Source organism: Candidatus Poriferisodalis sp. (assembly GCF_965208485.1).
Lineage (GTDB): Bacteria > Actinomycetota > Acidimicrobiia > Acidimicrobiales > Poriferisodalaceae > Poriferisodalis.
Genome location: NZ_OZ242344.1, coordinates 2,757,210 through 2,771,201 on the forward strand (window position 1 = coordinate 2,757,210; position 13,992 = coordinate 2,771,201).

Consider the following 13,992-nt stretch of genomic DNA (forward strand, 5'->3'; position numbering starts at 1 on the left):
TCGTGACGCGTGGTCACAAGTGGCCATATGCAGCTCGTCGGCTTCGAAAGCAGCGGACCGTGTCGGTCTTCTGGCGCGCGCCTGTCGGCGTTGTCAGCGTCGGCTGGGGAAAAGGTTCGGATCGTCGCGGGCGGCAGCTTGGGAGCGCTTTCTGAGCGCTTGGTGGCGGTAGGCGACACGGGCACCGTCCATGCTGCGGATCGCACCTGCGCTGACGAGGCGGCGTCGGTAGACGCGGGTGTACTGCAGGTCGCGACCAAGTCGTTCTGCGACATCGAACAGCGATGAACTCTCCTCATCGTCAAGCATGGCCACAAGGAATCGGCGATCCATGGGCGAGAGGCGGTTCCAGATGGGATTTGCGACTTGGTCGACCATCGCATCGTTTGCTTCGATGATTGCGGCGCGTACGTCTGCGACGCTGATGGGTGCAGTCAGGCGCTCGCGCGTATTCCAGGCATGAAACCCGATGAGCTGGATCATGTAGGGATAGCCGAGCGCGGCAGCGACGGCTTCGGTCAGTGCGTCGTCATCGATGTCGCTGTCGGCGTCTCTGATCGGCCCGATGATGGCTGTGCGGGCATCGGCCGCGCTCAGAGCGCCCAGACGGGCACGGGCACATCGCTGGAGAAACGTCATGTTGACGTCTGCGAGGTGCGTGTCCTCGATGAGGGCGAGCGCTGCGGCAGCAAACGCCACGGGTCGCTGCTGCCGTCTCGTGACGATCTGCACGGCCGACGCCACATCGCGCACGTCGTCGCGGGTCGCGTCATGCAACTCGTCGATGGTGATGAGCAGCCCGCTGCCGGCCTCATGCAATTCCGCAGCCACCCGCTCGAGGGTGGAAAGCAGGCTTGTCGTCGGCCCGGCCGCGACGTCAGTCGCGGCGGCATCGTCGAGTTCCACGCCGACGCCGAGCGCGCTGACCGATCGGACGCGAGTCCTGCGGGGGCGTTCTTGGAGTGAAGCGGTGTGACGCACTGCCTCACTGACGATCCGCGACGACAATGGTTCGGAGGTGGCGGCTGCGGTGATCGACAGCCAACCTCGTTGGACGCAGCGGTCTTCGAGTGCGTTCAGCAGTGCTGTCTTGCCAGTTCCGCGGTCTCCGGTGACGAGCAAGGTGTAGTCGGGGTGTGTCGGACCGGTGTCGAGCGCGGCATCGAAACGCTGCAGGATGCCATCGCGTCCGGCAAGCAACGGCGGGGGAGCGCCGAACGTCGGGGCGAACGGGTTGGCGGCTTCAGCGGCAGCCATGCAGGCAAGCCTAGCGGCGGGATTTTCGTAGCTTTTCGTTTTTTCGCGTCTTTTCGTTTTTTCGTTGTTTTTCGCGCGGCTGTGGCCGCGGGGCGGGGTTAGCTCTCGGAGGCCTCGAGGGCGTCGATGAGGTGGATGGAGATGTCGGCGACCTTGACTTCGTCGTCCTCCACGCCGTGACCCTTCACGCCGTCGTCGATCATGATGAAACAGAACGGGCACGCCGTGGCGATGCGAGCGGCGCCGGTGTCGAGCAGCTCCCGTGAGCGCTCGTCGTTCACCTTCGTGCCGAGCGTCTCCTCCATCCACATGCGCGCACCGCCGGCGCCGCAGCACATGCCCTTCGTGCCGTTGCGGGTGGCCTCCACGATCTCCACGCCGCCCAGGCTGCCGATGACATTGCGGGGCGCCAGGTAGACGTCGTTGTGGCGGCCCAGGTAGCACGAGTCGTGATAGACGACCCGCTCGTCCAGCCGCGCTTCGGACAGATCCAAGCGCCCGTCGGCCACGAGCTGCTCCAAGAACTGGGCGTGGTGGATGACCTCCCAGTTGCCGCCGTACTGCGGGTACTCGTTGCGCAGCGTGTTGAAGCAGTGCGGGCACTGCGTGATGATCTTGCGGACACCCATGCCGTTGAGCGCAGCGATGTTCTCCGACGCGAGCATCTGGAACAGGTACTCGTTGCCCGACCGCCGCGCGCTGTCGCCGGTGCAGTTCTCGCCCGGGCCCAGGATGGCGAAGTCGACCCCGGCACGCCGCAGCAGCTTCGCCGTGGCCACCGACACCCGGCGGTTCTTGTCGTCGAACGAACCGGCGCAGCCCACCCAGTACAGGTACTCGTGGTCGAACGCGTCACCGACGTCGACCACCTCCACCTCGAGACCGTCGGCCCAGTCGGCCCGCTCGCCGTTGTTGAGATTCCACGGGTTGGCGTTGTTCTCCATGCCGCGGAAGGCGCCGCCCAGCTCTGCGGGAAACTCGCTCTCCATCAGCGTCAGGTATCGGCGCATGTCGAGGATCTTGTCCAGGATCTCGATGTTCACCGGGCAGTTCTCGTCGCACGCCTTGCAGGTCGTGCACGCCCAGAGCTCGTCGTGAGTGATCCGCTCGAACACCGAGTCCGCCGACACCGTGATCTCGGCGTCGGTGCCGATCGGCGGTGTCACCTGGCCGTGCTCGCCGGTGGCCGCCATGATCTCGCCGGTCTTCAGCACGATCTCGCGAGGATCGAGCGGCTTGCCCGTGGCGTGAGCCGGGCACACCGCGGTGCAGCGGCCGCACATGGTGCATGCATCGGTGTCGAGCAGTTGCTTCCACGTGAACTCGTTCACCACCGACACGCCGACGGTCTCGATGTCCTCGGCCTCCATCAGGTCGGGCACCATCCGCATCGCGCCCTTGGGCCGCTCGCGGTCGCGCAGGTACATGTTGAGCGGCGACGTGAACATGTGCCGGAGCATGGTGATGGGCAGCATCACCAGGAACGCGAAGAAGCAGCCGACGTGGGCGATCCACAGCGCCTGGTGCCAACCCCTGATATTGGTCAGCCCGTCGAACGCCGCCGACAGCGGGTAGCCGACGAACGACCACTGCTCGTAGGCCGGCCGGCCGTCGATGACGATCCTCATGGCCTCGGCGACGAAGCCGGTCGCCCCCAGCGTTGCCAGCACGATCAGGATCACCATGTGCTCGGGCCGCGACTTGATCCGGATGCGATACGGGCGGGCCGCATAGCGCCGCACGATCGCCCACATGGCGCCGGCGAGGAAGATCACTCCGGCCAGATCGCCCACGAAGCTGAAGCCCTGGTAGGTGGGGCCGACGAGGAACTTGGCTGCCGTGGGCAGTTGGTGGTTGATCTCCAGCGTCGTGGTGACCGCCAGCAATACCAGGAACCCGTAGTAGAGCAGCGCGTGCATGACACCGGCTGCGGGGTCGCGCAGCAGCGTCTGCATGAGCACGCCGCCGCGGTAGTCGGCCAGACGGCGGTGAGCGTTGCGGGTCGTCGTCGAGCGCCGGTCGGGTGCGCCGCGCTGCCAGTTGAGCGTGCGCTGGGCGAAATTCCATGCGCCGTAGAGAATGAGTGCACAGGTCAATGCGTAGAACGCGAATTTGACTCCGCCAGGAATGTTGCCGAACACCTCGCGATGCGCCGCGTCGGTGTCTTCTCCGAACTGCAGGACGGCTGCCGCGATGCCAGAGGCGGCAGTGACGGCGGCGAAGGCAACACCGATGCCCAGCACCAGCTGGTGCGGACGCAGGGGTGGCTTGCTCACGCTGGTGAAGTTACTTGACAGCCTCGTCGCGACCCGGAGTCCCGACGCGAGCACGCCCGGGCACCGCGCAACCGATTGCGCTGCAACGAGGTCTCAAACGTTGCTGCAGCTCAGCCGTAGAGCTTGCGGTTTGACCTGCGCAAGCGGCTGGCCAGTTCCGCCAGCAGCTTGTGCGCTACCGATGGAGTCTTGTCGATGATGCCCTTCAGCGCGCGGCGCGACAGCATGATCGCTTCCATGTCCGTCGAAGCCACTACTGACGCAGTACGAGGCCCGTCGTCGAACAGCGCCATCTCGCCGATCGACTCGCCGGGACCGATCTCGGCAACCTTGCGGCCGTTGCGTCGAACCACAGCGGCGCCGCTGACGATTACGAAGGCGTACCCGGCGCCTGACCCGCCGCCGCCTTCTTCGACGATGTTGTCGCCGGCGGTGAAGTCGACCTGCTCTGCGGCACGTGCGATGTGCTGGAGTTCCCTCTTGCTGCAGTCAGAGAACAAATCGATCTCACGCAGACTCTCCACACGATTCGCCACAGACATACTCTGCTCCTTGCCAGAATGGCCGATTGCGCTGGGACCTTCTGGACCCTACGAGCGCGGGATCGTAGCACGCTCCCGAACCATTACGCTGTGCCGAGGCTACCGCCCCGCTGCGGCCAAGACCATCGAGGTCACCGGGTGAGGTCAAGGTCACCGGGACAGGAGGCCGATGCGCGCATCGAGCCGTCTGTCTGCGCTGGCAGATGACAGGCGCAGTTGCCGTGGTTGCGTGCAATCAGGTGCAGCGCGTGCGACGCTTGGGGTCGGCGGTCGATCAGTTCGGCACGGTCGGGAGGTCGCAATGGTTGAGGAGTCCGTGTCGATGGTGACCGCGGTCATCAAGCCACACCGTCTCGAGATGGTCCTCGAAGCCCTCCGCGATCTCGACATCACGGGACTCACGGCGTCAGAAGTTCGGGGGTTCGGCCGTCAGGGCGGACACACGGAGACCTACCGGGGCACCGAGTACCACGTCGATTTCATCCCGAAAGTCCGCATTGAGGTGCTGGTCGCCTCCGAATTGGCGGAACGGGTCTCCGATGCCATCGTGGAGTCCACCCGCACCGAGCGCATCGGCGACGGCAAGGTCTGGGTCATCTCGGTCGACAGCGTCGTGCGAATCCGCACCGGCGAGCGCGGCATCGACGCCCTGTAGCTCGATACAGCGGGCCGACACCGGGTCGGTGCCCCTCGCGCACCTCGGCGCCGCTCAGCGCAGGTAACGATCCGAGACAGCGCACTCCTCGGCGACAGCCAAGTCGTCGCCGAGTTCGTACACCAGCGGCACACCGGTCGGAATGTCGAGTCCGGCGATCTCGGCGTCGCCGATCCCGTCAAGGTGCTTCACCAATGCCCTCAGGCTGTTGCCGTGAGCGGTCACCAGCACGGTCGCGCCGGCCCGCAGGTCTTCGGCGATGCCGTCATGCCAGTAGGCGAGCATCCGCCGCACGACGTCGGCCAGGCACTCGCCGCGTGGCACGTCGCTGGTCGGCAGGCCCGCATAGCGAGGGTCGCTCGCCACGTCGAATTCGTGCCCTGCGGGCATCGGCGGGGGAGTCACGTCATAGCTGCGACGCCAGAGATGGACCTGGGAGGCGCCGTGCTGCTCTGCCGTCTCTGCCTTGTTCAGCCCTGTCAGCGCTCCGTAGTGCCGTTCGTTCAGCCGCCAATGGCGCCGAACCGGCAGCCAGCCCAGCCCCATCTCGTCGAGCGTCGTGTTGGCCGTCTGGATCGCACGCCGCAGCAGCGACGTGTGCACGACGTCCGGGGCGATGCCGGCGCTGCGGAGTGCGTCCGCTGTTGCCAGCGCTTCTGCTTGGCCCTCATCGGTCAAGCCGACGTCCCACCAACCGGTGAAACGATTCTCGAGGTTCCACTTGCTCTGGCCATGGCGAAGCAGCACGAGGGTGTGCGTGTGTGTGGGCGACGCCATGAGCGTGCACGGTACCCCCCGCTTCGGGCCCGCCGACGTCCCGTTGTGACGCCGCCGCCATCGCCATACGCTGATACCCGAAGTATTGACTTAGGAAAATTGATAACATTCCACTTAAGTTATATGCTTACAGCATTGAACCCATCCCTCCTCCGGCCCGAACGGGCACGGTGAACAAGAAAGGCACAACCATGCCCAAGGCTGTCGGAATCGACTTGGGAACCACCAATTCGGTGGTGTCGGCCATGGAAGGCGGCGAGCCCGCGGTCATCGCGAATGCCGAAGGAGACCGCACGACGCCGTCGGTCGTGGCCTTCGCACGCAATGGCGAGGTGCTGACCGGCGAGGTCGCGAAGCGGCAGGCAGTCACGAACCCCGATCGCACCATTGCCTCTGTCAAGCGGCACATGGGCACGACCTGGGGCAAGGAGATCGACGAGAGGAACTACACGCCGCAGGAGATCTCGGCCCGAGTGCTGCAGAAGCTGAAGCGCGACGCCGAGCAGTACCTCGGCGACACGGTCAGCGAGGCGGTGATCACCGTGCCGGCGTACTTCGACGACGCCCAGCGGACCGCCACCACCGAGGCGGGCAAGATCGCTGGTCTCGAAGTGCTGCGGATCATCAACGAGCCCACCGCGGCTGCGCTGGCCTACGGCCTCGACAAGGAGACCGAGGACCAGACGATCCTGGTGTTCGATCTCGGAGGCGGCACCTTCGACGTGTCGGTGCTCGAGATCGGCGACGGCGTCTTCGAGGTCAAGTCCACAGCGGGTGACACCCATCTCGGCGGAGACGACTGGGACGCCGCCGTGGTGTCGTGGCTGGTGGACTCGTTCAAGGGCGACCACGGGGTCGACCTGAGCACCGATGCCATGGCGTGCCAGCGGCTGCGGGAAGCAGCCGAACAGGCCAAGAAGGACCTGTCGTCCAAGCAGACCACCCAGATCAACCTGCCGTTCATCACAGCGACCGACAGCGGCCCCCTGCACCTGGACTACGAGCTGACCCGGGCCAAGTTCGAAGAGCTCACCTTCGACCTGCTGAAGCGCTGCCGGTCCCCGTTCGAGCAGGCCATCTCCGATGCCGGCCTGGCAAAGGCCGACATCGACCATGTGATCTTGGTCGGCGGCTCCACCCGCATGCCCGCAGTGCAGAAGCTGGTGACCGATCTGACCGGCCGCGAACCCCACAAGGGTGTCAACCCCGACGAGGTTGTCGCTGTCGGAGCGGCCATTCAGGCCGGGGTACTCAAGGGCGATGTCACCGATGTGCTGCTGCTCGACGTCACGCCGCTCAGCTTGGGCATCGAGACCAAGGGCGGTGTGATGACACGGCTCATCGAGCGCAACACGACCATCCCCACCCGGCGTTCAGAGACATTCACCACCGCGGAAGACGGCCAGCCGTCGGTGGAGATCCACGTGCTGCAGGGCGAGCGCGAGATGGCCTCGGGCAACAAGACGCTGGGCAAGTTCCAGCTCGTCGGCTTGCCGCCGGCGCCGCGAGGCGTCCCTCAGATCGAGGTGGCATTCGACATCGATGCCAATGGCATCGTGCATGTGTCTGCCAAAGACAGCGCTACTGCCAAGGAGCAGTCGATCACCATCACCGGACAGTCGGCGATGTCTCCGGAGGAAATCGAACGGATGGTTGCCGATGCCGAGGCCCACGCCGCCGAGGACTCCCGCCGCCGAGAAGAGGCCGAAGTGCGCAACAACGCGGACACGCTCGTATACCAGACCCGCAAGCTGCTCGACGACCAGGGCGACAGCGTCGCAGCCGAGGACAAAGAGCCGGTCGAGTCGGCATTGGCCGCCGCCGGCGAGGCACTGGAGAGTGATGATCTCGACGCCATCCGCTCGGCCGCCGATGCGCTCGCCGCCGCCAGCAGCGCCTTCAGCCAGAAGCTGTATGAGACCGCCGCTGCCTCATCCGCCGGGTCGAGCGCCAATGACGCCGGCTCTGACGACGACGTCGTGGATGCGGAGATCGTGGACGAGGAGAAGTGAGCGCGCCGACACCTGAACCAGTCGCGGCCGGTGCCCAAGCTGATGACATCGGCGAAGCGACCGACGCTGCGGAACGTCCAGAGACGACTGCAATTGACGAGGGCGAGATGTCTGAGGATTCAAGTCGGGCCGAGTCCGATCACGACCTTGGCGTCAGTGGTGCCGATGCGGCGGCTGCCGAGGCCATCGGCGAGAGTCCGACCGATCTGAAGGAATTGGCCGAGCGCGCGGTGCTGGAAGAACAGCTCAAGGCGACGGCGGCGGAGCGAGATGATTATCTCGACCAGCTCCAGCGTCAGCGAGCCGAATTCCAGAACTTCCGCCGACGGATCGAATCCGAGCGCCGCCAGCAGGTCGCCGCTGGAGTCAGCCGCCTGGTCGAATCGCTCTTGCCGGTGCTCGACGGCTGCGACGCCGCTGCTCTGCAGGGTCACACCGAGGTCGCAGCCGTGGGCCAAGCGCTCATGGTCGCGCTGGAAAAGGCAGGCCTCGAGCGCATCGATGCCATCGGGAAGTCCTTCGATCCGACTCAACACGAAGCAGTGACGGTCGAGTTCGCTCCGGAGCCGGAGGACGGGACCAGCGATGTCGCCGCCGAGAGCTCGTCGGCCGACGTCGATGCTTCGGCAGATGAATCTCCATCGAGTGTCAGCGGCGACTGCCGACAGATCGTGACGGCGGAGCTGCGCAGCGGATTCCGTTTCGACGGTCGGGTTCTGCGTGCTGCGATGGTCAAGGTGCGCACGGCGTAGGGGTGGATGATGGACCCACGGCGTGAGTGGTTCGAGACCGACTACTACGCGGTCTTGGGCGTCTCTTCCGAGGCGTCAGACAAGGAGGTCACCAAGGCCTACCGCAGGCTCGCGCGCAAGCACCATCCGGATTCGAGCGCGGGTGACGAGGAACGCTTCAAGCAGATCTCCGCGGCATACGACGTCATCGGGGATTCCGAAAAGCGAGCCGCGTATGACGAAGCCCGCCGCTTGGGACCGTCTGGACTCGGCCCGCAGATGGGCGGCTTCGCATCGGGACCTGGCGGGTTCAGCATCCGCGTCGAAGATCTCGGCGACTTGGGCGGATTGTTCGGGAACCTGTTCGGCAACGGTCGTGGCCGTGGGGGACGCGGCGAGCCGATGGCCATGCGGGGACAGGATCTGCAGACGCGCCTGAACATCTCGTTCCGTGACGCAGTCGACGGTGCGGTGACCGAGGTCGCCGTTCCGGACCCGTCAACTGGCGGGATGCGCAGGGTGAAGGTGCGCATCCCCACCGGTGTGGAAGACGGCGGGCGGGTCCGGCTGGCCGGCAAGGGATCGCCCGGCGCGGGCGGAGGACCCAATGGGGACCTGTTCGTGCTGGTGGACGTGTCGCCCGATGCCGAATTCGGTCGCGACGGGCGCAATCTGACGGTGCGAGTCCCGGTCACCTTCCCCGAAGCAGTGCTCGGCGCCGACGTGCGAGTGCTCGACTACGACGGCCACTCGGTCACGTTGCGCATCCCGGCGGGGACGCCGTCGGGCAAGACGTTCCGGGTGCGCGGCCGCGGTGTGAAGACTCGCCGCGGCACCGGAGACCTGCTGGTGACCGTCGAGATCGCGGTGCCGACAAAGCTGTCGGCCGCACAGCGCGATGCGATCGAGGCACTGCGCGACGTCACCGATTTCGATACTGGTACAAGCCGCCGCGTCGACGCCGAGCCGGAGACGGCGACGCTTGCGGATGACGGCAAAGCCACCGGCACCGACACCATCGCGGGCACTCACACCGCAGGAGCGAAGCACTAGGAACTGAGTTCGGGCACCAGCATGAGCGACCAATCACGCCGCAAACCGTCCGCTTCAGAACGCAGCCGGGCGCTGTACGTCATCTCGGTCGCGGCCGAGCTTGCCGGCGTGCATGCCCAGACGCTGCGCATCTACGAGCGCAAGGGTCTGGTGGCGCCGGCTCGCACGCCGGGAGGCAGCCGCCGCTACAGCGACCGCGACATCGCGCTGCTCAACCGCATCAGCGAGCTGACCAGTGAGGGGCTCAACCTCGCAGGGGTGAAGCGGGTGCTGGAGCTGGAAGAGCGGGTGGTCGCCCTCGAACGGGAGTTGGCCGAGACCCGGTCCGAGGCAGCGGCGCTCGTGGCCGAGACCCGTCGGCAGTACCGCCGCGATCTTGTGCCGGTACCGAGGACGGACCTCGTGCCGCGCCCCGGAACTGGGCCTGCTGCTTCGACCTGATTCGGGGTGAGTCTGAACGACTCTGACCAGCAAGGGCAGACCGTAATTGAGTGTGATATTATCAATTAATCTGCTATAATTAGCATCATGAACAGAGACACTGATCCCCACAACGGTCCCCTTCCGTCCAGCCCGTTGACGCACAAGTGCTCCGAGGCTCTCGCAGGTGCTGTGTCGGCAGCGCAGAGCCAAAGGCATCTGGAGGTCACCCGCGCCCACCTGCTGGCTGCACTGGTGTCCCAGCCGGAGGGCTTGGTGCTGCCGGCGCTGACCCGAGCCGGCATCGAGCCCGCGTCAGTGCGGACCCGGGCGCTGGAAGAGCTGGAGCGCTTGCCGCGTTCGTTCAGCACACAGCAGCAATCACCGCCCGGGCTCGCACGTGAGCTCGCAGAGACCCTGCAGTCGGCCGACGCTGAGCGCGCCGAGATGGGCGACGGCTATCTCTCCACCGAGCACCTCCTGCTGGCGCTCGCTGATGACCTCGATGCCGACCGTGACACTTTGGCGGCACAGGTCCGCGAGCTGCGCGGCACCTCCCGGGTCACCTCGCCCATGCCCGAAGACTCCTATGAAGCACTGGAGCGCTTCGGGCGCGACCTCACCGCCGAGGCGCGAGACGACAAGCTCGACCCGGTCATCGGTCGTGACGACGAGATCCGCCGCATCATTCAGGTGCTGTCGCGCCGGACCAAGAACAACCCCGTGCTCATCGGCGAACCGGGTGTCGGCAAGACGGCGATCGTGGAGGGCCTGGCCTGCCGCATCGCTGAGGGCGACGTGCCCGAAGGCCTGCGCGACAAGCGCGTGATGGCTCTCGATCTGGCATCGATGGTGGCCGGGGCCAAGTACCGGGGAGAGTTCGAGGAACGGCTCGAAGCAGTGCTCAACGAGATCGCCGAATCCGACGGCGAGATCATCACCTTCATGGACGAGGTGCACACGCTGGTGGGTGCCGGCGCCGGCGGAGACAGTTCGCTGGACGCGGCAAACATGCTGAAGCCGATGCTGGCGCGCGGGCAGCTGCGCCTGGTCGGCGCGACGACGCTCGACGAGTACCGCAAGCACATCGAGGACGACGCCGCGCTGGAGCGGCGATTCGCGCCGGTCTACGTGGGCGAGCCGTCGGTCACCGACGCGGTGGCCATCCTGCGGGGCCTGAAAGACCGCTACGAGGTGCATCACGGCGTGCGCATCACCGACGCTGCGCTGGTCGCAGCGGTCACGTTGTCGGATCGGTACCTGCGGGAGCGCTTTCTGCCCGACAAGGCCATCGACCTCATGGACGAGGCCGCGAGCCGCCTGCGGATCGAGATCGACTCGGTGCCTCTCGACATCGACGTCTGCGAGCGCCGCATCCGCCAGCTCGAGATCGAGGAGCTTGCACTGAGCAGCGACGAGGCCTCGAACGGACCGGGCAATGGTTCTGCCCCGAATCAGCGGCGCGAGAGCCGGCGGCGTGACGGCATTGCCGAAGAGCTGGCATCCGAGCGCGAGCGTGCTGCGGCACTCAAGGCGCACTGGCAAGCAGAGAAGCAAGCCATCGACCAGATCCGCTCGCTGAAATCCGAATCCGAGTCGCTGGCCGGGCAGGTGGAGCGGGAAACGGACCTCGAGCGTGCTGCCGAGATCCGTTTCGGTCGGCTGCCTGAGGTTAACCGCCGGCTGGACGAGGCCGCTGACGAGTTGGCCGAACTGCAGTCCCAGCAGCGCATTCTTCGAGAGGAGGTCGATGCGAACGACATCGCTGAGGTGGTGTCGCGCTGGACCGGCATTGCGACGAGCCGACTGCTCGAGGGCGAGGCACACAAGCTGGTTCACCTCGAAGAGACGCTCAGCGGCCGTGTCATCGGGCAGCATCACGCTGTCGCGTCCGTCGCGAACGCCATCCGGCGCAGCCGAGCCGGACTCAGCGAACCGGATCGACCCATCGGCAGCTTCCTGTTCCTGGGCCCCACAGGCGTCGGCAAGACCGAGTTGGCACGCGCGCTCGCGGCGGCGCTCTTCGACGACGAGCGTGCGATGGTCCGCATCGACATGTCCGAGTATCTCGAACGCCATTCGGTGAGCCGCTTGCTCGGCGCACCTCCTGGCTACATCGGCCATGACGACGGCGGCCAGCTGACCGAGGCCGTGCGGCGCCGACCCTATGCGGTGGTCCTGCTGGACGAGATCGAGAAGGCCCACGCCGATGTCTTCAGCGTGCTGCTGCAGGTGCTCGACGACGGCCGGCTGACCGACGGCCAAGGCCGGACCGTGGACTTCTCCAACGTCGTGCTCATCATGACGTCGAACCTGACCGTGGATCCGGCGGAGTTCTTCGCTCCGGAGTTCATCAACCGGGTGGACGAGATCCTTCAGTTCGACCCGCTGAGCCGTGCCGATGTGGCCGCCATTGTCGAGCTGCAGCTCGACATCCTGCGTCAGCGCCTCGCCGACCGCGAGATGACGCTGGAAGCGAGCGCGGCGGCGACCGAGCTGCTCGCCAACCGCGGCTACGACCCCGCCTATGGGGCCCGACCCCTGCGACGGCTGATCCAGCGTGAGCTGGCGGATCCGTTGGCCTCAGGCCTGCTCGACGGCACCTTTGCCGACGGCGACAAGGTGGTCACCGACGCAGCCGGCGGCGAGATCGTCCTGTGCGCGGCCCCCCACACCGCAGAGGCAACACCCGAGCCGTCGGCAGACGCCTCACCGCTGCCAGAAGCCTCCTGACGGGCAGCCGCCAGCGCTTGAATCCCCGCTGGCCGGAGGATGCGCGGCCGTAGACTGGCCCGGTGAGTGAACCGGTGACGACGAGCCGGCCCCCAATCGCCGGGGCCACCGGGCTCGAGGCCACCCCGACGAGGTAGGCAATGCCCGGTTCCATCGTCGTAGGCACCCAATGGGGTGACGAGGGCAAGGGCCGCGTCGTCGACATCGTGGCCAGGGACTGCCAGCACGTCGTCCGCTACCAAGGCGGTCACAATGCCGGGCACACGCTGGTCGTCGACGGCGAGACATTCGCTCTGCAGCTCATCCCCAGTGGGGTGCTCTATGCGCATGTGACGCCGATCATCGGCAACGGCGTGGTCGTCAACCCGTGGGTGCTGATCGATGAGATCGACATGCTCAGCGGGCGAGGCGTGGACTGCAGCCGGTTGATGCTGAGTCCCGCGTCGCATCTCGTGCTCCCGTACCACCAGATCGCCGACGAGCTGTCCGAAGCACAGCGAGGCGACGCAAAGCTGGGCACCACCAAGCGCGGCATCGGGCCGGCCTACGCCGACAAGGCCGCACGGGTCGGGCTGCGTGTCGAGGATCTCCTTGAGCCCGCAACGCTGCGCGAGCGGCTGGGAGCTGTGCTCGCCGGCCGCAACGACTACCTGCGCAGCGTCCACGGCCACCCCGGCGTGGACCCCGACGAGCTCGCCGACCAGCTCATCGACGAGGTGGCGCCCCGCCTCGCGCCGTACGTCGGCGACACGGTGGGCTGGTTGCACGAAGCCCTGCACGCCGGCGAGCGAGTCCTGTTCGAGGGCGCCCAAGCCACTTTCCTGGATCTCGATCACGGGACCTATCCCTTCGTGACCTCGTCGAATCCGGTTGCGGGCTTCGCCTTGGTCGGCTCGGGCATCGGCCCCGGCGCCATCGACCAGGTCATCGGCATCGCCAAGGCGTACACCACCCGCGTCGGATCGGGACCCTTCGTGACCGAATTGCACGACGAGCTCGGTGACGAACTGGTGGAGCGGGGTGCTGAGTTCGGCACCAACACCGGGCGTCGCCGGCGCTGTGGCTGGTTTGACGCCGTGATGGGCCGTCAGGCGGTGCGCCTGAACGCCTGCACCGAGATCGCGCTCACCAAGCTGGACGTACTCGACGAACTCGACACGATCAAGGTCTGCGTGGCCTACGAAGTCGACGGCCAGCGTTACGACTACCTGCCCCACCTGCGGTCGCTGCATGATCGGGCCGTGCCCGTCTGGGCCACACTGCCGGGTTGGAAGACGCCGCTCGACAAGGTGACCGAGCGGTGGCAGCTGCCACGGCAGGCCGTGGACTACATCGTCTTCCTCGAACGCCAGCTGGGCCTGCCGATCCGGTACGTCTGCGTCGGCCCCGGCCGCGAGCAGTACATCAGGTTCGCGGCGTGAGCTGCGACGTCGGATACAGCGCGGCGTGAGCTGCGACGTCGGATACAGCGCGGCGTGAGCTGCGCCGTCGGATACAGCGCGGCGTGAGCTGCGCGAGCTGAGTCAGGGGTGCGCC

General features: G+C 66.5%; 10 protein-coding genes and 1 pseudogene. 7 read left to right on the top strand and 4 right to left on the bottom strand.

From position 1 onward, the window contains the following. Window positions 1-93: 93 nt before the first annotated feature. The 3 genes from ACOGXQ_RS12915 to ACOGXQ_RS12925 form a co-directional block, all read right to left on the bottom strand. The gene (locus ACOGXQ_RS12915) at window positions 94-1,257 is read right to left on the bottom strand and encodes an ATP-binding protein (protein WP_419944056.1); all 1,164 of its coding nucleotides are present in this window, start codon (window positions 1,255-1,257) and stop codon (window positions 94-96) included. 98 nt (window positions 1,258-1,355) lie between these two features. Continuing rightward, a complete protein-coding gene (locus ACOGXQ_RS12920) occupies window positions 1,356-3,533 on the bottom strand; it encodes a heterodisulfide reductase-related iron-sulfur binding cluster (RefSeq protein WP_419944057.1) in 2,178 nt (725 codons plus the stop codon). Window positions 3,534-3,643: 110 nt separating this feature from the next. Further along, window positions 3,644-4,069 (bottom strand): Crp/Fnr family transcriptional regulator, encoded by a 426-nt coding sequence (locus ACOGXQ_RS12925; RefSeq protein ID WP_419944058.1) that lies wholly within the window; start codon window positions 4,067-4,069, stop codon window positions 3,644-3,646. Between the two features lie 322 nt (window positions 4,070-4,391). Between ACOGXQ_RS12925 and ACOGXQ_RS12930 the strand changes: the two genes are divergently transcribed. After that, window positions 4,392-4,730, top strand: a complete 339-nt coding sequence (locus tag ACOGXQ_RS12930) for a P-II family nitrogen regulator (RefSeq protein WP_419947392.1) — start codon at window positions 4,392-4,394, stop codon at window positions 4,728-4,730. A gap of 102 nt (window positions 4,731-4,832) precedes the next feature. Here the strand turns inward: ACOGXQ_RS12930 and gpmA are convergent. Beyond that, window positions 4,833-5,507: pseudogene (gene gpmA, locus ACOGXQ_RS12935) on the bottom strand (2,3-diphosphoglycerate-dependent phosphoglycerate mutase); the annotation flags it as partial. A 191-nt stretch (window positions 5,508-5,698) separates the two neighbouring features. Here gpmA and dnaK point away from each other — a divergent pair. The 6 genes from dnaK (at window position 5,699) to ACOGXQ_RS12965 (ending at window position 13,877) form a co-directional block, all read left to right on the top strand. Then, the gene (gene dnaK, locus ACOGXQ_RS12940; protein ID WP_419944059.1) at window positions 5,699-7,519 is read left to right on the top strand and encodes a molecular chaperone DnaK; all 1,821 of its coding nucleotides are present in this window, start codon (window positions 5,699-5,701) and stop codon (window positions 7,517-7,519) included. After that, entirely contained in the window at window positions 7,516-8,271 is a 756-nt protein-coding gene (locus tag ACOGXQ_RS12945) for a nucleotide exchange factor GrpE (RefSeq protein WP_419944060.1), read from the top strand. The genes dnaK and ACOGXQ_RS12945 overlap by 4 nt, the downstream gene beginning before the upstream one ends. Before the next feature lie 9 nt (window positions 8,272-8,280). Then, window positions 8,281-9,303, top strand: a complete 1,023-nt coding sequence (locus ACOGXQ_RS12950; protein WP_419944061.1) for a DnaJ C-terminal domain-containing protein — start codon at window positions 8,281-8,283, stop codon at window positions 9,301-9,303. A 21-nt stretch (window positions 9,304-9,324) separates the two neighbouring features. Beyond that, window positions 9,325-9,744: a heat shock protein transcriptional repressor HspR gene (locus ACOGXQ_RS12955; RefSeq protein ID WP_419944062.1), complete on the top strand. Its 420-nt coding sequence runs from the start codon at window positions 9,325-9,327 to the stop codon at window positions 9,742-9,744. Between the two features lie 87 nt (window positions 9,745-9,831). Then, window positions 9,832-12,456: an ATP-dependent Clp protease ATP-binding subunit gene (locus tag ACOGXQ_RS12960; protein WP_419944063.1), complete on the top strand. Its 2,625-nt coding sequence runs from the start codon at window positions 9,832-9,834 to the stop codon at window positions 12,454-12,456. A 140-nt stretch (window positions 12,457-12,596) separates the two neighbouring features. Next, window positions 12,597-13,877, top strand: a complete 1,281-nt coding sequence (locus ACOGXQ_RS12965) for an adenylosuccinate synthase (RefSeq protein WP_419944064.1) — start codon at window positions 12,597-12,599, stop codon at window positions 13,875-13,877. Window positions 13,878-13,992 lie beyond the last annotated feature (115 nt).